At 59.6% G+C, this 20,753-nt stretch carries 24 protein-coding genes; 9 read left to right on the forward strand and 15 right to left on the reverse strand.

The window, feature by feature from the left end; genetic code table 11:
• Nucleotides 1-239 precede the first annotated feature (239 nt).
• Both HWX69_RS05455 and HWX69_RS05460 read left to right on the forward strand, forming a co-directional pair.
• Nucleotides 240-809, forward strand: coding sequence for a ferredoxin--NADP reductase (locus tag HWX69_RS05455; protein ID WP_348642980.1), 570 nt, complete (start codon nucleotides 240-242; stop codon nucleotides 807-809).
• A 192-nt stretch (nucleotides 810-1,001) separates the two neighbouring features.
• Nucleotides 1,002-3,008, forward strand: a complete 2,007-nt coding sequence (locus tag HWX69_RS05460; RefSeq protein WP_178916078.1) for an SLC13 family permease — start codon at nucleotides 1,002-1,004, stop codon at nucleotides 3,006-3,008.
• A 53-nt stretch (nucleotides 3,009-3,061) separates the two neighbouring features.
• On the opposite strand, the gene HWX69_RS05465 is transcribed toward HWX69_RS05460, so the two are convergent.
• Entirely contained in the window at nucleotides 3,062-3,913 is an 852-nt protein-coding gene (locus HWX69_RS05465; protein ID WP_178916079.1) for a universal stress protein, read from the reverse strand.
• A gap of 61 nt (nucleotides 3,914-3,974) precedes the next feature.
• Complete coding sequence (locus HWX69_RS05470) at nucleotides 3,975-5,276, reverse strand: TIGR00341 family protein (RefSeq protein WP_178916080.1); 1,302 nt, start codon at nucleotides 5,274-5,276, stop codon at nucleotides 3,975-3,977.
• 196 nt (nucleotides 5,277-5,472) lie between these two features.
• Between HWX69_RS05470 and HWX69_RS05475 the strand changes: the two genes are divergently transcribed.
• The 4 genes from HWX69_RS05475 (at nucleotide 5,473) to HWX69_RS05490 (ending at nucleotide 8,103) form a co-directional block, all read left to right on the forward strand.
• A complete protein-coding gene (locus HWX69_RS05475; RefSeq protein WP_178916081.1) occupies nucleotides 5,473-6,558 on the forward strand; it encodes a sodium:phosphate symporter in 1,086 nt (361 codons plus the stop codon).
• Between the two features lie 120 nt (nucleotides 6,559-6,678).
• Nucleotides 6,679-7,107 carry a universal stress protein gene (locus tag HWX69_RS05480; protein ID WP_178916082.1) on the forward strand — a complete coding sequence of 143 codons (429 nt, stop codon included), beginning with the start codon at nucleotides 6,679-6,681 and terminating at the stop codon, nucleotides 7,105-7,107.
• Between the two features lie 123 nt (nucleotides 7,108-7,230).
• Nucleotides 7,231-7,626, forward strand: coding sequence for a universal stress protein (locus HWX69_RS05485; RefSeq protein WP_178916083.1), 396 nt, complete (start codon nucleotides 7,231-7,233; stop codon nucleotides 7,624-7,626).
• Nucleotides 7,627-7,833: 207 nt separating this feature from the next.
• Nucleotides 7,834-8,103, forward strand: coding sequence for a hypothetical protein (locus HWX69_RS05490; protein WP_178916084.1), 270 nt, complete (start codon nucleotides 7,834-7,836; stop codon nucleotides 8,101-8,103).
• Between the two features lie 205 nt (nucleotides 8,104-8,308).
• On the opposite strand, the gene HWX69_RS05495 is transcribed toward HWX69_RS05490, so the two are convergent.
• Nucleotides 8,309-8,599, reverse strand: a complete 291-nt coding sequence (locus HWX69_RS05495) for an amphi-Trp domain-containing protein (RefSeq protein ID WP_178916085.1) — start codon at nucleotides 8,597-8,599, stop codon at nucleotides 8,309-8,311.
• 221 nt (nucleotides 8,600-8,820) lie between these two features.
• Between HWX69_RS05495 and HWX69_RS18135 the strand changes: the two genes are divergently transcribed.
• Nucleotides 8,821-9,504 carry an ATP-grasp domain-containing protein gene (locus HWX69_RS18135; RefSeq protein WP_246286414.1) on the forward strand — a complete coding sequence of 228 codons (684 nt, stop codon included), beginning with the start codon at nucleotides 8,821-8,823 and terminating at the stop codon, nucleotides 9,502-9,504.
• A 294-nt stretch (nucleotides 9,505-9,798) separates the two neighbouring features.
• On the opposite strand, the gene HWX69_RS05505 is transcribed toward HWX69_RS18135, so the two are convergent.
• The 10 genes from HWX69_RS05505 to HWX69_RS05550 all read right to left on the reverse strand — a co-directional run bounded on the left by HWX69_RS05505 (nucleotide 9,799) and on the right by HWX69_RS05550 (nucleotide 17,750).
• Nucleotides 9,799-10,182 carry a DUF7475 family protein gene (locus tag HWX69_RS05505; RefSeq protein ID WP_178916086.1) on the reverse strand — a complete coding sequence of 128 codons (384 nt, stop codon included), beginning with the start codon at nucleotides 10,180-10,182 and terminating at the stop codon, nucleotides 9,799-9,801.
• 166 nt (nucleotides 10,183-10,348) lie between these two features.
• Nucleotides 10,349-10,696, reverse strand: coding sequence for a hypothetical protein (locus HWX69_RS05510; protein WP_156708333.1), 348 nt, complete (start codon nucleotides 10,694-10,696; stop codon nucleotides 10,349-10,351).
• A gap of 69 nt (nucleotides 10,697-10,765) precedes the next feature.
• The gene (locus HWX69_RS05515; protein WP_178916087.1) at nucleotides 10,766-11,296 is read right to left on the reverse strand and encodes a DUF7261 family protein; all 531 of its coding nucleotides are present in this window, start codon (nucleotides 11,294-11,296) and stop codon (nucleotides 10,766-10,768) included.
• Nucleotides 11,278-11,679 carry a DUF7262 family protein gene (locus tag HWX69_RS05520; protein WP_178916088.1) on the reverse strand — a complete coding sequence of 134 codons (402 nt, stop codon included), beginning with the start codon at nucleotides 11,677-11,679 and terminating at the stop codon, nucleotides 11,278-11,280. Before HWX69_RS05520 ends, HWX69_RS05515 begins: the two co-directional genes overlap by 19 nt.
• A complete protein-coding gene (locus HWX69_RS05525; protein ID WP_178916089.1) occupies nucleotides 11,676-12,314 on the reverse strand; it encodes a DUF7263 family protein in 639 nt (212 codons plus the stop codon). The genes HWX69_RS05520 and HWX69_RS05525 overlap by 4 nt, the downstream gene beginning before the upstream one ends.
• Complete coding sequence (locus HWX69_RS05530; protein WP_178916090.1) at nucleotides 12,311-12,748, reverse strand: DUF7266 family protein; 438 nt, start codon at nucleotides 12,746-12,748, stop codon at nucleotides 12,311-12,313. Before HWX69_RS05530 ends, HWX69_RS05525 begins: the two co-directional genes overlap by 4 nt.
• Complete coding sequence (locus HWX69_RS05535; RefSeq protein ID WP_178916091.1) at nucleotides 12,741-13,454, reverse strand: DUF7289 family protein; 714 nt, start codon at nucleotides 13,452-13,454, stop codon at nucleotides 12,741-12,743. Before HWX69_RS05535 ends, HWX69_RS05530 begins: the two co-directional genes overlap by 8 nt.
• Nucleotides 13,451-15,319 (reverse strand): type II secretion system F family protein, encoded by a 1,869-nt coding sequence (locus HWX69_RS05540; protein ID WP_178916092.1) that lies wholly within the window; start codon nucleotides 15,317-15,319, stop codon nucleotides 13,451-13,453. The genes HWX69_RS05535 and HWX69_RS05540 overlap by 4 nt, the downstream gene beginning before the upstream one ends.
• Nucleotides 15,312-17,480, reverse strand: a complete 2,169-nt coding sequence (locus HWX69_RS05545; protein WP_178916093.1) for a type II/IV secretion system ATPase subunit — start codon at nucleotides 17,478-17,480, stop codon at nucleotides 15,312-15,314. The genes HWX69_RS05540 and HWX69_RS05545 overlap by 8 nt, the downstream gene beginning before the upstream one ends.
• Nucleotides 17,481-17,612: 132 nt before the next feature.
• Nucleotides 17,613-17,750 carry a hypothetical protein gene (locus tag HWX69_RS05550; protein WP_178916094.1) on the reverse strand — a complete coding sequence of 46 codons (138 nt, stop codon included), beginning with the start codon at nucleotides 17,748-17,750 and terminating at the stop codon, nucleotides 17,613-17,615.
• A gap of 54 nt (nucleotides 17,751-17,804) precedes the next feature.
• Here HWX69_RS05550 and HWX69_RS05555 point away from each other — a divergent pair, with 54 nt between their 5' ends.
• Nucleotides 17,805-19,091 carry an outer membrane protein assembly factor BamB family protein gene (locus tag HWX69_RS05555; protein ID WP_178916095.1) on the forward strand — a complete coding sequence of 429 codons (1,287 nt, stop codon included), beginning with the start codon at nucleotides 17,805-17,807 and terminating at the stop codon, nucleotides 19,089-19,091.
• A 133-nt stretch (nucleotides 19,092-19,224) separates the two neighbouring features.
• Here HWX69_RS05555 and HWX69_RS05560 read toward each other — a convergent pair whose 3' ends face one another.
• On the reverse strand, nucleotides 19,225-19,710 hold the full coding sequence (locus HWX69_RS05560; RefSeq protein ID WP_178916096.1) for a histidine kinase: 486 nt from the start codon (nucleotides 19,708-19,710) through the stop codon (nucleotides 19,225-19,227).
• Nucleotides 19,711-20,038: 328 nt separating this feature from the next.
• Between HWX69_RS05560 and HWX69_RS05565 the strand changes: the two genes are divergently transcribed.
• The gene (locus tag HWX69_RS05565; RefSeq protein WP_178916097.1) at nucleotides 20,039-20,188 is read left to right on the forward strand and encodes a DUF7557 family protein; all 150 of its coding nucleotides are present in this window, start codon (nucleotides 20,039-20,041) and stop codon (nucleotides 20,186-20,188) included.
• A gap of 103 nt (nucleotides 20,189-20,291) precedes the next feature.
• On the opposite strand, the gene HWX69_RS05570 is transcribed toward HWX69_RS05565, so the two are convergent.
• On the reverse strand, nucleotides 20,292-20,711 hold the full coding sequence (locus HWX69_RS05570) for a CBS domain-containing protein (protein WP_178916098.1): 420 nt from the start codon (nucleotides 20,709-20,711) through the stop codon (nucleotides 20,292-20,294).
• Between the last annotated feature and the right edge of the window lie 42 nt (nucleotides 20,712-20,753).

Consider the following 20,753-nt stretch of genomic DNA (forward strand, 5'->3'; position numbering starts at 1 on the left):
CTGTTCGATTGTAGTGTGTCCATAGCTATGTATCTCGTTCCGTTTACTAAAACCATCTACAGGATTTGCGGGTGATCGACTACACTCAGTAGTGAGTTGGTCCTGTAGATCCCCTGGCCATAGACTGTCCGCCTCGTTTCGCCAACTGACAGCGAATATAGAACCTCGATATTCAGTAGGCAAATTAGAATCGGGTCCTGCTGAATAGACTCTCCGTTCGCTACCAGGATACAACGCGGGTGTATTCGATTGCGAGCTCGCCGACGCATGACGAACTCGAATTCTGTGTCCGACGTGTCCCTGGCGGCCAGATGACGTCTGAACTGGCGGTCGATCTCGAAGTCGGCGAAACGGTGAGGCTCCGTGGCCCGTACGGTGAACTACTCTTGGAGGAACCTTCGTCGCGAGATGTCGTCTTCCTCGCGACCGGGACGGGAGTTGCTCCGCTCAAAAGTATGATCGACTATCTCTTCGAGACAGAACGAGACCAATACGAGGGACGACCACGGGATATCTGGCTGTTCCTCGGGGCAGCCTGGGGGGATACGCTTCCGTACCGGGAAGTCTTCGAATCGTATGCGAACCGGCGGGATAACTTTCATTTCGTGCCCACGGTGAGCCGTGAATCCCACACTGGGACGGTGAGGCGGCTTACGTCCAATACACGCTCACGAAGTATCTTGACGATGACGCACTCGGTGGACAGACTCCCCCGGAGGAGTTCGAGCAGTATCGTAATGGACGACCCACGTACTCGATCGACGCGCGTCTCGATCCGTCTAAGATGGGGGTTTACGCGTGTGGACTAAATGCGATGGTGTACAGTCTCGTACTGCGATGGTGTACAGTCTCGTACAGGCAGTCGAGCAGCTCGGCGTCGCACCTGAACACACGCAGTTCGAGGGGTTCGGATGACTGGAAAGTAGAATCGAGCATCTGGACCCGGGAGAGGAACCCAACTTCTATGTAATCATCAAGCAATCTTCGGGTACAACGTATAAATGAGTCCCACCTCATTCTTCTTCTCTTTAAGCGCCGGTTGGCCGCTACAGCAACTCCCCGTGCAGTTGCCGGTCTCGTTCGACGTGGTCGTCGTCTTGGCGATCATCGCCGTCGTCTTCGTCCTCTTCGTCACCCAGCCGGTTCCGATCGACGCCACCGCGGTCGCACTCGTCGTCGCACTCGCCCTCCTCGGCGAGTGGACCGGTGTGTCGCCGGAGCAGGCAGTCTCGGGGTTCTCGAACCCCGCGACGCTCACCGTCCTGGCGATGTTCGTCCTGAGCGAAGGCGTCCGACGGACCGGCTTCATCCAGATTCTCACGCGGAAACTAATCGCGTTCGCCGGGGATAGCGAGTTCCGGCAATTGCTCGCCACGGTCACGCTCTCCGGGCCGCCGGGCGGGGTCGTTAGCAACGTCTCGGTCGTCGCTGTATTGATACCAGCGATAATGAACCTCGCTCGGCAAACGAAGACGTCGCCCTCGAAGCTCCTGATACCGCTGTCGTTCGCCTCGATGCTCGGTGGCATGCTCACCGTCGTCGGGACGATAACGAACCTCTTGGCGAGTGAGGTGTGGGTCCAGGTCGGTGGTCCCGATGCGGAACCGTTCGCGCTGTTCGAGTTTACACACTTGGGCGCCATCGTCTTGCTTGTGGGGATCGTGTACCTGCTCACCCTCGGTCGGTACCTTACTCCGGAACGGATCAAGCCGGCGGAATCGCCCACCGACGCGTTCGGCATGACCGACTACCTCACCGATGTCGTTGTCATGGAAGACTCGCCGCTCGTTGGTTCACGGGTCAGGGAACTGAGCGAGGAGGATCTAGACCTCGACGTGTTCCAGATCGTTCGTGGCAACCGGACGCTCGCCCGCGGACTCGGATCGGAACGGATCCAGGCCGGCGACGTCCTCTCGGTCAGAGCCGACCAAGAAACCCTCCAAGAGGTCCTCGAGCAGGACCACCTGCAGCTGTTACCGGAAGTTATGGAGGCGGCCACGGAGGACGATGCGTCCCTCCCGCCCGGCTTCTCACCACGGCATCACGGCTGGGAGCCGCCCGACGCTGAGCCCAGCGACTCTCTCGCCGAGGACGAGGGTTCTAGCGAAGACACGGAAGAAGACGGCAACGAAACGGCCGAGGAGGCTCCCGACGAGGAGATCGAACTCACCGAAGTCGTGCTACTGCCCGGCCCCTGGTCGAGTCGGCGCAGCGGTGTCACGGACTTCGAGCAGGACTACGACGTGACGGTCCTGGCGATCCGGCGCGGCGACGAAGTGATTCGCCAGCGCCTCCGAGAGGTACGGTTGCAGGCCGGCGACGTCATCCTAGTCCAGGCGCCCGACCAAGTGCTCGATCGCATCGCGAGGGATAAGAACGTCGCCATCGCGGGCGAGGACAGGTGGGAGGACTTCGACCGGTCGAAGATCCCCATCGCGCTGGGGATCCTCGCCGGTTCCCTCGGCCTCGCGGCACTCGACGTCCTCACGCTCATGGTAAGTGCACTAACGGGCGTCGCGGCGATGTTCTTCACGGGCATTCTCACGCCCGAGGACGCATACGAAGCCATCGACTGGGAAGTGATCTTCATGGTGGCGGGCGTCATCCCGCTCGGCATCGCGGTCGAGGCCTCTGGTACAGCAGACGTCATCGCCGACCTCGTCGTCTCCGCAGGCGTCCTCCTACCTGCGATTGTGGTCCTGGGTCTGTTCTACCTGGGGACCGCGGTGATCACGGAGATGGTCAGCAACTCCGCCAGCGTCGTGTTGCTGCTGCCAATCGGGGTCGAAGTTGCTGGCCAACTCGGCGCCAATCCCTTCGCGTTCGTAATGGCCGTAACCTTCGCGGCCAGCACACCGTTACTGACTCCTGTCGGCTACCAGACGAACCTGATGGTCTACGGGCCGGGCGGCTACAAATTCACGGATTTCGCACGCGTCGGCGCACCGTTACAGTTGATACTAACTGTCGTGACGACTGTTGGCATCGAATTTTTCTGGGGCCTGTGACTTTAGAACGAACGTTCGGATGCCTGTGGCCTAGGGAGTATTTGTTGACAAACCTATTTTACTGAGATAACAGGTACATCAGCACGGCGAATAACACGATCGGTAGTACTACCGAGGAGGAACCGACGTATGCCCTTTTGGCCGTGAGTCCCCATTACGATACAATCAACATCGTGCTCCTCCGCATATCTGACAATCTCAAGATAGGGCAGGCCATTTAGAATCGAAGTTTCAGTCGGCAAGTACGTCGACGATTGGACCTGCTCGAGGGCGAGGTCTAGCGCCTTCTCACCGATTTCCTCAAGCGCTTCTTGTAGTCTTCGGACTCTATCGCCGTTGATTACTTGCCCCGTCTCGACGACGTAGATGACGTGCAGTGTCCCGTCGACCGACCTCGCCAGTTTACCCGCTTGATCAACAGCAGTCTGTGCACTCTCGCTGCCATCGGTGGGAACGAGTATTGAGCCGATGTCTGGATCGATAACCGTCTCCTCGTGAACCGTCATAACTGGTACGGGAGACTCACGTAGGGTCTGTTCGGCAACGCTCCCGAGGAGAATCCGGCTGAGGCCACTAGTACCCCGGGTTCCGATCACAATACAGTCGATACTATGTTCATCAGTGTAGGTGAGAATCTCTTGATGAATTGACTTTGTTTTTTCAATGACCGCCCTCGTAGCCTCGACATCGGAAGAGGCAGCCAATTCGATAGCCGCTTGTACTGCTTCCTCGCCATATCGGGCGGTGGTATTGTCGCCACCAGTACCAGTGGAAATTTGGTCGTGTTCAAGGACGTGGATAACGTGTAGTTTCGCGTCAAACTGATCGGCGAGTGAAACAGCTGCCTCAGCTGCGATCGACGAGGCTTCACTGCCGTCAGTCGGTAGTAGAATACGTTGGAACATGACTGTTATCTAACTGGGCTATTGGACTTTGTTGAAATAAACGGTTACCATACCCTCAGCACTACCCCGGTTCTTGAACGGTTAGGTATCGAACCTGTACAGCTACGTTGCGACCTGCAATCTCATCGACACGGGTGTTCAACCGGTCTCCCAGTTCTGGCGGGGCTTCTCCTTGAGGAGCACCGATCAAGATGGTTACCTTGGCGGGACGCTGGGCGAGGAGATTCTCCGAATATTCGAACTGGACCTCGAGTAGAACGAACTCTGAATAAACCGGGTCATTAAGAATTGATTGGATATCATTTTGAATCGATTGCTCGGAAGTGGCAGTCTGATACGAGGAGAACGTAACAGTTCCAAGGAATGCAGAAAGGATCAGAATGCTAATCAAGAGAATGCCAACGCGTTTGACAAATGTCTTTCTGGTCTGCTCCAAACGGAACCATCTCTCAGGCCGGTATCCCATATACCAGAGCACAAGGAGTGCGGCGAGATTGATCGATAGAAGGTTAACGAGGAGTAACACGCCGGATCCCACGGCGAGTGCCGTATTCCCCCACGCAATGGCGATACCGACTGTCGCTGCGGGAGGGACGAGTGCCACTGCGATCATGACGCCAACTAATGCTGATGAAACCCCCGAAGCAAGGCTAATCACACCAGCGGCACCGGATCCGAGGGCAACCACGAGTGACAGGACATCTGGCCGAAACCGTTCCCGGATTTGCGAGATAGACAGAATATCCAATCCTGGTGGGACGAGATTCCCAGTTCTGATGAGCATCGCAAACAGCGCCGCACTCACGACCGTGAGGGTGGCCCCGATGATCTGCAGCTTGACACCTTCTCGAAAGAGCTCACGATCCCGAAACACGGTACCGACGCTTGCGGCCATTGCGGGGCCAATGAGCGGTGCGATTACCATAGACCCGACGACGACTGCAGCAGAATCCAGAAGCAGCCCTGCCGTCGCAATAATCGCACTCACGATAGTCATGGCAGCGTATATCGGCAAGGACGTAGGGACGAGATCGCCAGCAGCGCTTTGGAGTTCTTCGCGTGCAATCTGCTCTGGACTGTCTTCGTCTTCTGTAAATCGTTCCTCGATTTGGTCGTAATTTCGTGAAACGACGGTTTGCGTCTCGACCGTCACTGTAATCGCGTCGTCGTTTATGCCCGTTTCCCGAAGACGGTCCAGAATGGGTTCAACAGCATTCGTCGGAAGCGGAAAATGAACGGCACAGGTGTATTCGCGGTTGCTCGTCTCATCAGTGAGCGTATAATTGATTCCTTCATCGTCAAAAACATCGAGAACAGCATCCCGCTTCCCTGTTGGGACAGTCACAAAAACGAGCCGAGCCATGGGTACTAAAACTCACCCGTACCTGATAAATGGTCTCCCGTCTGGTGGTGTCTCCCTCCAATATCGAAGGGTGGTGACCGTTCTGGGCTGAATCTGGAGTTGTACAACAGGATCGAACACCCCTTTATGACGGGAGGTTTCCCTCTCATGGCGTAACCTTTGTGCGCCTGCCATGAGGCTGTCGAGATAGAATACTGTGGATTCGAACGTCGACGAGATACTGACACGAGGGCGTGAATCCGGCCCGTTAGTCGTTGGCGCTTTCGTCTCTTTGCTCGTGTTCCTGTTCGCGGTTCAGTTGCTGGGTGCGTCCACAGCGGCCGCGGCCGCTCCGCTCGAACAGTTCTTCAGGCGATACGTCGCCGGGGGTGGCCAAGCTCTGGGTGCAAGCTGGCTCGCCACGTACGTGCTCACCAACGGATCAGTAGTAGCGGCCCTGTCCGTCTCGCTGTTCAAAACCGAGATCCTCACGGCCTCACAGTTGTTCCTGATGCTCGCTGGCTCACGCCTCGGAGGCGCCGCAATCGTCCTCCTGATCGGGACACTCGATTACTTTCAGAAGCGGCGCTATTCGTTCAGTGAGTCAACCCGATTGGGAATACTGACCTTCCTCTTGTCACACTCGATCTACCTACCGGCGACCGTCCTCGGGTATCTCCTGTTGCCAAGACTCCAGACGGGATTCGGGGGCATCAGTAACCGGATCGAACTCTCGTTTCACCCGTTGGCGGCCTTCGATCCAGCGACGGGAGCCGTTGTCGATACCGTCGGCGTAGGTCTGGCACTCGTGGTAGCCGTTCTCGTGCTGTTGGGTAGCCTCACGCTCTTCGACCGGGTACTCAAACGGATCAACACGGAATGGCTCCGAAAGCGGTTCTTTCGCCGATTTCAGCACAAGTGGACCTCGTTCGGACTCGGCGTCCTCATTACCGGCGTGACGACCAGCGTTGCGTTCTCGCTGGGGGTGGTCGTCCCCCTCTACAATCGCAACTACATCAAACGGCAGGAGATCGTTCCCTACGTCCTGGGAGCGAATATCGGCACCTTCTTCGACACGATCCTCATCGCCGTGCTTCTGGAATCCCCACAGGGCGTGGCTATCGTGCTCTCACTCGTGGCCGTCGGGACGATCATAACAGTCGGAACACTGGTTCGATTCTCGACGTACTTCCAAGCTGTCGAAACCATCCAAACTCGACTCGTTACCAACCGTCGATATCTGGCCGGATTTCTCATCTCCTTGGTTGTCCTCCCGATACTTCTGCTCCTGCTCCCGATCTAGTTCTGCGGCCAGGACAGTCTGTTCTATCAGGAGAGGTCTGCCAATACGGGTGTCGCCCCCCTTTCCGCAGGCTCAGTTGCCCCCGCGATTATATGTGACTTTGACGCGCATCTCTTGAGTATGGCCTCCGTCGACGAGGTGCTCGTTGCGTTCGATGGGACCCCCCTCTCGGAGAAGGCACTGGCGCACGCGCTCGATGTGTATTCGGAAGCGTCGATCACTGTCTTCCACGTTATCGACTACATCGAAGAGAGCTACACCGCGAAAGCACTGGTCGGGGACGAAACGCTCCGGAAACGGGCCCAAGAACGATCGGCAGAACTGCTCACCGAGGCCGAGGCGAAGGCAGCCGAGCACGACCGGGTAGTTAAGACGGCAAGCGAGGTTGGCAAGGCCGCAGACGAGATCATCGAGTACGCGGACACATACGGCATCGACGTGATCGTCATCGGAAGCCACGGACGCTCGGGTGTTGCTCGAATGCTCATTGGTTCGGTTGCTGAAACGGTGATGAAGCGTGCATCAGTGCCTGTGACTGTCGTCAGGTGACCGCAAACTGTGCCCCCAGATTCACCCCTGAAACGGCGAATCACAGAGAGGAACATACCAAATATCCGGGGGAGAATCCGCTCTCGAGACACCATTTTGTAATAGAGGGTTGAAGGAACACACATGAGAGTGCTCGTCCCAATTGACGGCTCAAAATGTAGTTTTCGCGCACTGGAGTTCGCTACTGAGTTCACCTCACGGTTTGAGGGCTCGCTTCACGTCATGCACATCACGGATTATGATGGGGAGGCGAAGCAGGACCTCCTGGATCGGGCGAAGACTATGCTTGCGGAAGCCGGTATCGAAGACGATCCAGAAATTATCCCGATAACACAGATGGCTAGCCCTCGCTATGCTAACCGAGTTGGTTCATTAATCCTGGAGGTAGCTGCCGAGCGAGACTACGATCATGTCATCATGGGTCATCACGGCACTGGACGTCTCGGTCAGGCTATCATGGGTAGCGCCGCCAAAACCGTTGCCGGTGCGGATGAAATGCCTGTAACCATCATTCCGTAAAGCGGTCCCACGTTGACACTCGGTTATGAATCTCCTGTACAGACCACCCATCAAGCACTCGATTACGGCACTCTTGACCCACCGAGGACGAGCCCTAACGATAGAGGGGGAGCGCTCTCGATCTGACTGGCGGGCGAGTATTTCCGATAAATCATCAGTATCGAACCGACCTGCTGATTTTTGTATTTCCTCATCGTATCGACAACGATGGCCCAGATTCCAGATTTCAAGTCGATCACAACAGAGGACGAGTACATTCACGTTCGGTATCGGGATCCTGACCAGTTCGATCAAATTCGGACACCAGACTGGGCGGACCGTGTCTCTGATTCCGTCTCGGAGGGGAGCGAGGTGCGGATGGGGAAGCGGAAAGACACAGATGATTGGGTAGTCCAGTCCGTGTTGATTACGAAGAACGTGGGTGAAGAAAAAGCCCGTGAGCAAGCCGACAAAATCATCAGAGAGATCGAATCGTAATCGGATGCTTCGTCAGTCGTGGTTGTTGGCCCCGACTGGGAGACCCACTCAGAACATCTCTGCCGGATTGAGATCGCACAAAAATACCACCAAGCGGAGATGCTACCTCGGAATCGGAAACAGGACAATGCTACATACAAGACTGGACATCTCTAGTCTCACCGGGTACATCCACAAAATATCGATTCGAAATAGAGGGCCGCCTTCATTCGATTTCTAACCCGCCACCGCTTTCGGCGTTTTCGGCTTCGCCATCTTCAGCCCACTCTATCTCGAACTCGATACTCAGCTCACCAGAACTATCGGTCGGTCCTTCGCGCTCGGCTTTCACCTCGAACGTCGGTCGGGCAGGGGGATTCAGCGTTACAGATTCGGAGCCTGCTTTCAGGGTGATAGCGTTGCCGCTGTCGAGATTGTCCGCGACGTTCCGTAGGTACGATGCAATCTCTTCTCGACTCTGGTTGCTCTCTGATTCGAACAGGACTTCTTCAGGCATACAAACAATAGTACACAGCCTGCACCCATAGATTCGACCGCCGTATTGAGTGGATAGGACTGGCCAGTGTGTTCACACCTGTCGGGCCATCCCCATCCATGATGTCTATTACTGAAATCGCTACACACCCGAATGCTATTCAAATTCGCGCTTGAACACAACTGTAGATCCGTATGGAACGTAATCGCGGCATCGGTATCCTGGGTCAAAAGCATAAGCCGGTGTTCAGCGACGTAGCCGAGCGTCTTCGGAATGCAGGCTTTCAGGTTCGGTTCTTCCATCCCCAATCACCCCCCTCACCAGAACAGATCGCCGACCTCTCGTTGATTGTTAACAAGAAAACACTCCCGAGTGCACTCCCAACTCTCAGGCATGCTCGACGGACGGGGACAGTGCTGTGGAATAATTTGCAGGCGTTGATTTTGTTTAGTTCACGGCTTGTCGGTCTTCGAGCGCTTTCGGAGATGGGATTTCTCACACCTGAAGTCTCCTTCGAGAAACCTGATGACGAGTACGTCGCTAAAGGCTACTACATCTGGAACGACGAACCCGAACTCAACGGCGAGGGAGATTTCTATCAGGAACTGATTCCGACGGAACCAGTCGATTACAAGTATTATGCCGTCAACGACGGGTCACAGATACACGTCGCGGGGCGGCGCGTCACCTCGAAGCTCTACGGGGAGAAACAGTTCCTCGGGCAGATAGAGATCAGGCCAGCACTTGCAGCGTCACTCCGAGAACTTGTTGAACGATTTGCCCTTCGGGGTGTCGGGGTTGACTTGGTCAAAGATGGCGACGGCCAGTATTGGGCTGTCGACGTCAATCTCGGAGCGGGATACCGAGACACTGGACTAGAGCCGGCTCTCACCGACTCGATTATTGCGAGTCTGCCAAGCGAGTGAAAAGAAACAACCGCGACTTCTGGATAGCGTCCCCTCTATTGAATTACTGGATGAAATTGTAACCCATTGTGGCTTTCAGCAGAACAGTTTGACGACCGACGAGAATTGCTTGATTCACGCCGAGACAACCGACATGGTTGTGCTGTAGCGTGCCCTGTATTCAGCACGAACTCACCAAACTATCAGCGGCTGAGGATTTCGACAAAGCTGCGTATTTCAAATTCAGCAGACACGACCACTACACAGGGGCGGTGAGCCAACTGAAACCGGTGGCCGCTCAGTGAACCCGTTCGCCTACTCCGCTGCTGGTGCCGTGTCTCCAGCCGACTCTGATGACGTGTTGAGGTAGAGGTAAATCAACACGAGAATCAAGACGACTTGGACCGCCTTGTCGACGTAGTCGACGATTCCGTACTCCGATTTGACCACGAGCCAGATTGGAATTTGGACAAACGTGTATGGAATCCCGACTAAGTAGAGTAGCTTCCGCTGAAAGTCGAGGAAGAAGAGAACGAGTGCACCGCCGTAGCCGACGCCGGCGAGTGCAACGGGAATCCGCCCCTCGACGATACCCGCATACACGTGAAGCACGCCAGTAATGACGACCAACGCGACTGCCAGCCACTGAATCCGGGTGAGTGACCCGATTCGATTTGCCGAACTGTTTTGTCCATTCATCGCAATACTATATCGTATCGCATAGTGCATAAGGACTGTTATTACTCGGGTTCAAATCCCGTCATGCGGCGATAGCTGTGCAGTAGTGAATATTTCTCTCTCCGCGTGGAGTCGCTACCCCGTCGACTGGAAAAGAGCGTTTCTCACACAACTCTCCCGTCGATTGTTACTCCATGTCGGCGTCCGATGCCGTCTCGACCGGGTCGACCCGGAACACGTACCCCGAGTAGGCGTTCTCGAGGTTCGTCGGGCCCTCTTCTTCGGTGTGGTCACGACAGAGATACGCCGTCGCCACGACGGCACCGTGGCCGGTATCTTCCTGGTAGCGCTCCCGGACGACGAACGCCGGTGATTCCTCACAGCCGCGGCGGTGGCATTCACTGGGTGGTTCCTCGTCTTCCCTCGGCGGTTCCAGTTCCTCGCTTCGAGATAGTGCTTCCTTGATGTCTCGCTCCCGCTGTCGCCGCTCTTCGTCGGCGGCCTGCTTCTCCCGACCCTCTTTGGTGTCTGCCATTGTTGGTATTTGGGGCGCAAGCGGCATAATGGTGTGGTGGCTCGAAACCGTTCCTGTGTGCCGACAGGTCTACCCGCCACCGATTTCGATGACGATGGTCAATTCGGTTTTGCCACCCGGACCGACAGCTTCGATATCGAACCCGGCGGCTAACAGCACTACCTCGTCGGCGCGGTCCTGCACCACGATACCGCCGCTGGATTCACACGCGCCGAATCGCTTGCCGGCACCGCGCTGGCAGTTCTCGTTGGCCCACTTCTCGGCGACCGTTCGGTTGAACGATGCGTTGTAGGCGATGCCCTCGTCAATTCGAGTTTGCCGGAGTGTCTCGATTTCCGCGCCGATATCCGCTCGAACGGCCCTGACCCGTTCGTCGCGGTCTCGCCACGCGTAGTCACCGGCTGTTTCCGCGGCCGCTTCGTGGACCGAACGGTCGAGAAAGGCGACTGCCTTCTCACCTGATACCTCCGGTTCCGGATCGTCCACGTCCGGGTGATACCCGAGCTGTAGGTACGCGAACAGAATCGGTGCGAGGCCGATGGCGATGACCGCGGCCGCGACGAGGACGAGTTGCCCCCGTTTTACACGTACCAGACCCATACGGTCACCTCCCCGCCCGTGGTTGGGACGGTCGCGTACCCGGCCGGCACTCCTGCCGGGCGTTCGTAGCCAACAGCGCCGTGTGGCGTCTCGATTCGGTACAACAGGTTATCGTTCAGGAGGCGTTCGACCCGCCGTTCGAGCGAGTCCTGCTCCCGCTGGAAGGCAGCCTGCGAGCGCGTGACTTCGGCAAGGCGTGTCTCACCGCCGTGTCGTGGCGGTTCGTTTGCCAGAACTGTCGCGGTGTCTTCGGCGTAGGCGTCTAGCTGTGGTCGTTCGGTGTTGGGCGAGGGGACACCCAAGGCAAACCCCATCGTGACCGCGAGGATGAACACGACGCCGACGCTCGCTTCGACGATCGACAGGGAGAGTTGTCCCCTCATTCGACGGTCACCTCGAGTATGGCTTTGGTCGTCTGCCGTGGATAGTACGTCACGGTTACGTCTCCCTCCCGAGGCGAGCCATCGAATCGGAGCGTCGTCGTCTCGTACCGCGAGAGAGAAACGTCGTACGTCCCGTTTATCCCCTCAGCGTCGTAGAGGACGACGCGGTCGTTTGCTCGGACCGTCTCGACATCGGAACCCGAATCGATGCCGATTGTCGCGCGGGGGCTACGGCGAGGAAGCGTCACCGTTCCGAACGCCAGTGGTGGCTCGATGGTTACGGGTTGTCGTTCGGCGACGACGGTGAGCCGCCTGACTGTCGGGCCACCAGATGGAGTCCCGCGTTCGTAAACGGTCTCTCCGTCGACGGCGATGCGAATATCCGCCGAATCGGGAGCCGTGGCTGAAACGGTCTGTTCGTTGAGTCGACTCGCGTTCAACACGTTCCGTCGCTCCGTGAGCGGACTGTCGGCGGCGACGAGGCGGTCGGCGATGGCCGACGCCGTCGCTCGCTCGCTGGCATCCCGCTGTGCGGTCGAAAAAGCGCTGTCGGCGATGGTGACGGAAAGTCCTGCGACGGTCGTCACGACGAGCAGAGCGAGCGCCAACGCGGGGAGGTTCGCCTGCCCTCTCATTCGAGAGTCACCTCGATCCCGGATTCCGTCGACGTGAGGTGAATCTCGGCATCCTCACCGCTGTTCCACGTCCCCGAAATCGAGTCCACGCGGTCGGGAACGACGAGGGGAACGCTCGTACCAACCGCCGGATTCGGATGCTCGAGATGGAGTCTGCCCTCGTTCACGGAGATTCGATACGCATCGCCGGCGATAGTCGGCGGGAGGTCGACATCGACACGGACGCTCGCGTCTGTGGCCGTCGGTGGAATCGCGGCCTCGATGTCGGTCGCGGCGTCCGAGAGGGTTCGCTCTGCGACTTCTCCGCCTGCCGACGCGCGGTACTCCGGTACTGCACCGGCGTACAGCGTCGTCGTCACGAGGCCGATGTAGAGGACGACGAGCGTCGCCTCCATCGCCTTGCCGACGACGGGACTCATTGCGCGGTCAGCCACCAGCAGTCACCTCCGCGTCGAGGTCGTGAACGACGAGATATCCCGTTCGTCGTCCCTCGAAGGTGCCGACGACGACCGGTGGTTTGCCGTCTTCTCTCTCGACGGTCGCACCCTGTTTTCGAAACCACCGCTCCCAGACGGTCGGTGTGGCCGTCTCGACAGCGACGGAGAACGTCGCCTCGCCGAGGTCGCGTCGCTCGTGGCTGACGTCACTCTCGACAGTCGCGGTGACGCCGCCGCTCCCGGAGATGGTTCCGACGTCGTCACCCACCGTCGGTGCACCGACGATGAGGACATCCTCGTCGACGGTGAACGGAGGCGGTGCGTGGAGCCACGCCTGTCTGCCGGTTCCGCGTACGATTGCACCGGCGTGGAATCGCACTTGACGGTCGCCGGACTCGAAGACGAGTGCGTCGACCGGGACCGTCTCGACTTCCCGTCCGTCCGCTCGAATCGTCACCGTGCGGTCGATGGACGTAAGCCGGCCCTTAGAAAACGTTACGGTGCCACGTTGTGGGCCGGTTGCGGCGACCGGCTCGAGGGCGTCGTCGAGGTCAGTCGCGACGCGTTCGGCGTCTGCTTCGGCGGCGCTAGAGTCGACGACGACGCCCACGGCAGCGGTGAGCGTCCCCATCGAGACGACGGCGATGCCGAGCAGGAGTGCGACGCCGACGACGTTGGACTGCCCGCGGTCGGAGGCGGTCATATCAGTCCGACCCCCTCGAAGACGACGTAACAAACGAGGACCAGCAGCGAGGAGTGAAGCAACGCCTCGTACCGCCCCCGTGAGGCAGTGCCGGCGAACCAGCCACAGGCGAGCATCGTCGCCTGTGTCACGACGTAGAACCGCCAGGCGTCGCGTTCGATGTCGACGGCGTTCGGGTCTATCGCGACGCCGGCACCCTGTGAGACGGCCGACAGCTGTGCGAACCCGTCGAGGACGTAGGTGTTTACGGCAACGACGATACCGACGACGAGCAACGCCGTCGTCCACCCGACGGCGACGTACACCATCATCGAGGCCCGGAGTTGCTTTCTGGCGTGGTAGAGTTGACCGATTTCGGTCTGCAGCGTCTCGAACGTCGTTTCGGCGTCGCTTCCCACGTCGAGGGCACCGGTGACGAGACCGACGGTCTGTTCGGCTAGCGGAGTCCCGACTTGGTCGACGAAGCGGTCGAGGGCTTCCTTTCGGGTGTCGCCGCCCTCGTTTCCGGTGGTCAATCCGAGCGTGAACGCGAGGTCATCGATGTCCTGCTGTAGCGCGCCGAAGTCGACCTCTCGGGCCACCGTCTCGACGGCGTCGCCGAACGGCCGACCCAGGCTGACGTGGCCGGCAACCGAATGAACGAAATCCCGTATCTCGCGGTCCTTGGCGTCGTCACGGCGTGCTCTCCGGAGCGCGACTGCTCCGACCGGGGCCCCGTAGGCCACGTAACCCAACAGCAGTGCGTTCGTCGGTGGCTCTCCGAGAGTCGCCAGTCCGATTCCGACGACCACTGCCGGAAGCACGAAGAGAACGGCTGCACTCGCTGGATTCGACGCCACGCTTCTGACTGTCGCTACAGCTCCGTCCGGCCGTTCATAGGTCGGCTCGTGGTTCGACGGCCGCAACTGCGTCACCAGAGCGGCGGTACCGGCACCGACTGCGAGAACGAACACGGCGCTTCCGTACACCAACACGCCTCGAACAGTGGGTGACCCGGGGAGTTCCGTGGGCTGTGACAATCCCGGAGCGAGGACGCTCATCACGGTGACGATGACGACGAGCAGCGCCGGCAACACGAGCAGGACGATGAACAGTTCCGCGAGCAGTTCGAGAAAATCGCTCGAACGCTGTCGGTCCCGTGACTGCTGGTGAGAAAGCATCCGCGATTCCATGCGGAGGTATCCGGTCAGCGCTTCGGTCCCTTGGCTGGCGTGTTCACGGAACTTCAGCAGAAACGGTGCGAGACGGTTTCGAGACGGGGTTTCCCGTGCGACGCCGCGAAGCCCTTCGTCGAGACTGCCGGTGAGCGCCGCTTTCCGAAGGACTCGCTCGAACGCCACACTCGTTTCGCCGTAGGCGTCCTGTTCCGCGACTTTTCGGAGCATCGTCTCTCGGTCGTCGCTACCGTCGGCCAGTGCCCTGAGATACCGGACTGCCCCGGGAAGCGACCGGTCTATAGCAGCCCGGCGTGCCGACGCACGCCAGCGAAGGTACGCACTTCCCCCGACGACCGCGCCGCGTTTGCCCAACGCTCCGACGACGACCGCACCCCCCAACGCGACGTAATGGCGCGGAACCTCTGGCACCGAAACCCGATTCAAACCGGGCGTTGCGGCGTGTACCGCCTCCCCGATTGTACCGACGGTTTCAGCCGGTAACGCGAAGAGAAAAACCGCCGCCAGCCAGCCGCTCCCGATGGCTAACGCCCACGAGAGTCCGTATATTCTGGCGAGGTAGGTGTCGAACCCGACACCGAGGGCTGCGCCGCGATAGTGGTCGCGGTCGCGGTCGTGCCGCGGCCGGTCGGCGTGGCGGGAAAACAGCGCGTACAATCCACGGTCGAGTGCGGGCAGTACCTCAATCATCGTCTGCTGCGGCTTGCTGCTGCTGAATTCGTTCCACTGTGGCTGCTTCGTCGGTCCGCAAGTCCGCGAGGAATTCGAACAGCGTTTCGCTGTCGGTCATGCGTTCCCTGAGGATGTACTCGACGTAGCTGTGCTTGCGGTGAAACTCCGCGGTGACTTCTTCGACTGGACGGTCAGTTCGCTGTGCCAGTCGGTCGAACACTCGGAGGCCGCGACGCTCGGTCGGGTCACCAAGTTTCGGGTGGTCGTACGCGAACGACCACTCGCCGTCCGGGTGTCGCTGGCATATTTCGTTGTAATGTACCGTTCGGTCCCCGTGGGTTACCGTCCGTGTCGACCCTTCGAGTGACGCTGCTTCCGACTCCGAGAGCAACTCCACGACCTCGCCGACGTATCGCTCGCCGTCGACGTATCGCGGGAACACGACGAGGTCGATTTCCTGAAGGAGGTGGGCCGGAAGTCCCTTCTCTGCCACGCGATTGACGAGTTTTTCGACGTCTTCCGCGTGAGTCGTTCCAAGCACGCCGTGTCCGGTTTGGAGGATTTCCCCGAACGTCTCGAAGGATTCGGCTGAGTTGATCTCGGCCACTACTTCCAGGTCTGGGTTGAGGTAGTTCGTTTGAGCCATCAAATCCGCCATCGAGACGCGCTTGAACGCCTCTTGATGATCTCGTGTGGTCAACGAGACGCCGGTTTCGTGGGGGAGATACACCTCTCTGGACCCCTCGTCGATGCTGACGGGGCGGTCCTCGTAGTCGACGAACGGCATATGGGCGTTCATCAGGGTCGTCTTGCCGACGCCGGTCGGTCCCGAAAAGAGAACGACGCCGTGGTGTTCGTACAACATCCACAGCAACGTCACGAGTTCGGTCGGAAGCGTCCCCGATTCGACGAGGTCGACGGGAGTCAGCACGTCGGCGGCTTGTTTTCGGATAGAGATGTGTGGACCGTCCTCGGAGATGGTCGGCAGCGCGACGGCACAGCGAATCGTCTGGTCGACGCCGTTGGGGTCGAGGTTAACCTTCGCAGACGGGCGACTCGCTGATAACTCGACGCCGTCCTCTGCGGCCAGTTGTGTGACGACGTTGATGAACTCGTCTTCGTCGTCGAACTGCAGGTTCGTCGGTTCCCGGTCGCCGCCTCTCGGGACGACCTTGATGCGCTCGCCGACTCGGTTACACTCGATGTCTTCGAGGGTCGCATCCCGTATCGGAACCGTCAGTTGGCCGTAGCCAACGAGGTCACGAAGCACGTAGTACAGGAGGTCATCGAGTCGGTCGTCGGCAAAGCGGCGGTCGACCGGCGGCACGGCGAGGTCGTACGCTGCAAGCGCGGTCCGAATCCGGTGTCGCGTGGCGTCGAGCCACGCCCGTGTGTTCCGAGCAGTGAGTCGTCGAGAGAGGAGTTTCTTGGCTCGGTCGCGGACGACTTCCGCGCGGTCGTCCAGCGCCACGCTCGTCTCGATGCCCTCGATGCCGACCTCCCAGACTCGGGCTTTACACTCCTCGATGAGGCGGTCGTCGCCCGGCAGGCGGTCGGGTTCCAGCACCGCGTACTTCCGTTCGAATGGGTCGCTTCCGAGCAGTCGCTCGCGGTAGCGCACGACGGGCACCTCGTAGCCGGCGAAAGAGACGGTGTATCGCTCGATGCGTTCGGCGCTGAAACGCTCGACGAACGTCGTCTCGTCGACGGTCGTATGAGCGGGCGCGTAATCGACGAGGTGGACGAGTAGTTCGCCGTCGACGATGTCGCCGACCTCGATTTCGTCATCGAGGGCGTGTGGGGTCAGCGCTCCGAGGCATTTCAATTCGGCCAGCGCGTGGTATTCGAGTCGCCGCCGGTCACTCGGCGTGCAGTCGACCAGTCGGTCGATGGCTCGTTCGTATTTCGCATCGAAGCCTTCTCGGAGGCGCTCGGCCGCCCCCTCTCTCGTCCGCGGTCGAGTCAGCTCCGCGTCACCGAAGTGGTCACGCACCGATTCGAGGCTCGCTCGACCCGTCGTCGAAAGCGATGGCTCGCGGGCGTCGTAGACGAACTGGTCGCCGTCGCTGTACACGGTTGCAACGACGCCGTTTGTGAGTGCGTACTGGTCGTGAACGTCCGGTGCGTACCACGCGTCGGGGCTGTCCGGTGGTTCCGGTGGCGGAACGGTTGCGGCCATCGGTTTGCGAGATGTTCTTTCTCTTTCTAATTTAAACGTTAGTAAATAAAAAGAAACTACTCTGCCGTACCCTGCTGTCACTGACGACGTGTGGTAGGGGCCCGACCGCGAGTGTGCCGATGACTCCGTAATTTAACCGACCTGCTCGCCCAGCACCGCCACGCCGGGAACCCGAAGCGTCGAGTCGTGTTCGACGATGGCACCGGCGGATTCGCGGGCGCTGTTGAAGCCGGGGATCGGTCGAGTACTTTCTCTCGCCTCGTGACTCAAACACACGTTTCACCCTCGAAAATCGTTAACACCCGAAGCGCCGAACGGCGAACAATGCCGCCTTCCAGACGCCGACTCCTCGAACTTACTGCGCTCTCGATGACGGCACTCGGTGGGTGTTCGGCACTCGGTGACTCGCCATCGGACGGGACGCCTACGGGGACGCCCGAGGGAACTGAAACGCCGGAGCCAACCGCGACGCCGACGGAGGAACCGGCCTTGGACCTCCTCTGTGGTGCCGGACCGCTCCCCGAGGAGGGGTGGCCGCTGTCGGAGCGCTCGGTCGGGCGGACGAACTACGCACCCGACGGCGACGGGCCGACGGAGAAACCGAGCGCGGAGTGGTCGGTGACGGCAGACCCGCCGGAACAGGGCGAGGTTCGCTTTACCCGCCCCATCGTCGCCGACGACCGCATCTACGTCGGTCGGAACGTCGTCGTTGGAACCTCCGTTCCGAAACCGGACCAGCAGTATCTGCAGGCCTACGACGCTGCGACGGGTGACCGCCTGTGGGAGTACTCGATATCGGGAACGCCGCGGACAGTCGCGACCACGGAATCGGCGGTGTTGGTCGCCGACCGGAGCGAACTCCACGCCGTCGAATACGGCGGCGAGTCAGCACGGTGGACGCACGAACCTGACGGTGGCGTCGACGACGTACTCTCGATTCCGGACGGCGTGTTGGTCGCCTCGACGCGGGCCGACAGCGACGACACGGTCGTCGCGTTACTCTCCGATGGCGAGGTCGAGTGGGACGTGACTGTCGACGCGTGGCTGGATTCCTCGCTCGGGTGGACCGACGGTCGGGCGTATCTCGCGACAGACGCGGCGGAACTCGTAGCTATCGACACCGACGAGGGCGAACGGTTGTGGACCCGCAACCTCCACGACCGCGAGGATAGGAACCCGGCGACGCTGCTCGTGACGCCGTGTGCGGTGTTCGTCGCGGTCGATGAAGCGCTATACGCCGCCAATCGCGACGGAGAGGTCGAGTGGTCGGTCAACAAGTCGTTCCGGGATTTGGCGACCGACGGCGAGTACATATACGGCGTCGACGGCGACGGCTACGCCCGTTCACTGTCCATCGAGGCCGGCGAGGAAGACTGGGAAGAGTTCCGTGGTGTCGTGAACGAACGCTACACTGACGGGTTCTTCGACGGGCTGGCAATCGACGACGAGACGCTGTACGCGGGAACGCTGGAGGATGGCCTCCTCGCCATCTCGACGGACTCCGGCGACGTACGGTGGGTACTCGAACGCGACCTCGACGGGGTTAGCGTGTCGGTCGTCGGCGAGACGCTCTACGCTGCGTGGGGGAATCGACTGCTCGCGTTCCGATGAGAGCGGCCGAGTGTTGACTGCACGCTCTGAATGCCATAAAACCGAAACAGTCGCGCTGTTCGAGCAGCTTGAATTCGAGTCGCTCCAAAAATACGACGTGTTCACCCTCGCAGCGAGGTGGGGCCACGAGGATTCAGCGCAGGTAGTGGTAGCTCACGCCGAGAACCACTCCGAACGCGATGTGTGCGAGCAGTCCCATCAGTCCGAGGTTCGGCAGCGGCGGCGGGCTGGGGAAGCCGACGGCCGACAGCCACAGCGGCATGACGACGCCAGCAGCGACCACCCAGAGAACCACGCCGTAGGCGAGACCGAGACTGACGACGCCGCCCAGCGACTCCCCGACGGCTCCCAGCCGAGGTTGCGTCAACGCCGCGACAAAGACGATACCGAACACCGCACTAATCGACATGTGGACGACCCAGCCAGCGATTCCACCGGACAGCCCGACGAGCGCCGGAATTGCGTTCTCGATGACGGGTGTCATCAACGCCGAAAACAGCACACCCATCACGAGTCCGCCGATCAACCCCGCTCCCACGCCGTGTTGCCACGACGAGCCGTCTCGTACTGCTCTGGTCTGTCCGAGACCCTGTGGTTCCTGTTGTGTTTCTTGTGCCATCACAATCACGGGGTACCGGAGGCATTCGACTCGCATAAGGCGTGCAGATAGTTCACGAAACGCCGTTTCGGCCCGTCTCGGCTTGTCTCGGCTTACCGATTTGGTCTCGCCAGCGCACTACCGGTAGTGCCTCGGTACTCCCCCTGTCAGGGATGTCGAAACACGACCCTTCTACAAAATACGGTCAGCTTTCGGTGGAGAATTCTGCCCAACAGCGGCTCTCGAGGGTGGATATACTGGTTGGCGAGTCCCATCCCACGGGAATGGCTGGCAGATTTTTTATCAGTGGTCACGATACAGTAGACGTTGGTACACAACACGACAAACTATGACATTCACGCTCGAAATCAGCGACGACCTCAAGGAGCGACTGGATAACCACCTCGAGGAGGACGAATCGCACGAGGAATTCATCGAGGAACTCGTCTCTGTATACGAGACGGAAGGTGCATTTCTCCAAGAGGGCTATTCGGAGTAAGTGTTCGTTCGAGTTGCGTTCGAACCGGTACAGCGCAAAAACCCACCCCACAGGGGTGGCTGGAATCGTCGCGGCTTCGTCGACCGGGTCGACGAGCCGGGAGTCAGTACTCGGGTCGCTGGCCGCGAATGATGTCTCCTAACTGTTGGTGTTCGTCGGCCAGGAGCTCCGTCACGTCGTCGGCGGTGATGATTCCGACGAGGGTATCGCCCTCACAGACGGGGAGTCGTCGGATTCCGTGGTCCGCCATCATCGTGGTCGCCTCGTAGAACCCGGCGTCGGGTTCGGCTGTCTGGAGGTCACTGGTCATCACGTCTTCGGCGGTCTGTTCGGTCGGGTCGCTTCCCGCACCGATGACGCGGACGGCTAGGTCTCGGTCCGTGACGATTCCGACGGCCGCCTCGTCGTTCGTAATCACGACGCTCCCGACGTTCTCCTCGTCCATGGTCGTTGCGAGTTCGGTGACGGGGGTATCCGTATCGGCCGTCACGGCATCGCTTCGAGCGAGGTCTTCGATTGGCATTGGTTGTTACCCACAAGGAGATACGGTATCCCGCGCATAATG

Source organism: Natronomonas gomsonensis, assembly GCF_013391635.1.
Lineage (GTDB): Archaea > Halobacteriota > Halobacteria > Halobacteriales > Haloarculaceae > Natronomonas > Natronomonas gomsonensis_A.

Excerpts from the sequence above, each read along its gene's own strand:
- HWX69_RS05460 (WP_178916078.1), top strand. The coding sequence starts at position 1,002 with ATGAGTCCCACCTCATTCTTCTTCTCTTTAAGCGCCGGTTGGCCGCTA.
- HWX69_RS05465 (WP_178916079.1), bottom strand. The coding sequence starts at position 3,913 with ATGTTCCAACGTATTCTACTACCGACTGACGGCAGTGAAGCCTCGTCG.
- HWX69_RS05470 (WP_178916080.1), bottom strand. The coding sequence starts at position 5,276 with ATGGCTCGGCTCGTTTTTGTGACTGTCCCAACAGGGAAGCGGGATGCT.
- HWX69_RS05480 (WP_178916082.1), top strand. The coding sequence starts at position 6,679 with ATGGCCTCCGTCGACGAGGTGCTCGTTGCGTTCGATGGGACCCCCCTC.
- HWX69_RS05485 (WP_178916083.1), top strand. The coding sequence starts at position 7,231 with ATGAGAGTGCTCGTCCCAATTGACGGCTCAAAATGTAGTTTTCGCGCA.
- HWX69_RS05490 (WP_178916084.1), top strand. The coding sequence starts at position 7,834 with ATGGCCCAGATTCCAGATTTCAAGTCGATCACAACAGAGGACGAGTAC.
- HWX69_RS05495 (WP_178916085.1), bottom strand. The coding sequence starts at position 8,599 with ATGCCTGAAGAAGTCCTGTTCGAATCAGAGAGCAACCAGAGTCGAGAA.
- HWX69_RS05505 (WP_178916086.1), bottom strand. The coding sequence starts at position 10,182 with ATGAATGGACAAAACAGTTCGGCAAATCGAATCGGGTCACTCACCCGG.
- HWX69_RS05510 (WP_156708333.1), bottom strand. The coding sequence starts at position 10,696 with ATGGCAGACACCAAAGAGGGTCGGGAGAAGCAGGCCGCCGACGAAGAG.
- HWX69_RS05515 (WP_178916087.1), bottom strand. The coding sequence starts at position 11,296 with ATGGGTCTGGTACGTGTAAAACGGGGGCAACTCGTCCTCGTCGCGGCC.
- HWX69_RS05520 (WP_178916088.1), bottom strand. The coding sequence starts at position 11,679 with ATGAGGGGACAACTCTCCCTGTCGATCGTCGAAGCGAGCGTCGGCGTC.
- HWX69_RS05525 (WP_178916089.1), bottom strand. The coding sequence starts at position 12,314 with ATGAGAGGGCAGGCGAACCTCCCCGCGTTGGCGCTCGCTCTGCTCGTC.
- HWX69_RS05535 (WP_178916091.1), bottom strand. The coding sequence starts at position 13,454 with ATGACCGCCTCCGACCGCGGGCAGTCCAACGTCGTCGGCGTCGCACTC.
- HWX69_RS05540 (WP_178916092.1), bottom strand. The coding sequence starts at position 15,319 with ATGATTGAGGTACTGCCCGCACTCGACCGTGGATTGTACGCGCTGTTT.
- HWX69_RS05545 (WP_178916093.1), bottom strand. The coding sequence starts at position 17,480 with ATGGCCGCAACCGTTCCGCCACCGGAACCACCGGACAGCCCCGACGCG.
- HWX69_RS05555 (WP_178916095.1), top strand. The coding sequence starts at position 17,805 with ATGCCGCCTTCCAGACGCCGACTCCTCGAACTTACTGCGCTCTCGATG.
- HWX69_RS05560 (WP_178916096.1), bottom strand. The coding sequence starts at position 19,710 with ATGGCACAAGAAACACAACAGGAACCACAGGGTCTCGGACAGACCAGA.
- HWX69_RS05565 (WP_178916097.1), top strand. The coding sequence starts at position 20,039 with ATGACATTCACGCTCGAAATCAGCGACGACCTCAAGGAGCGACTGGAT.
- HWX69_RS05570 (WP_178916098.1), bottom strand. The coding sequence starts at position 20,711 with ATGCCAATCGAAGACCTCGCTCGAAGCGATGCCGTGACGGCCGATACG.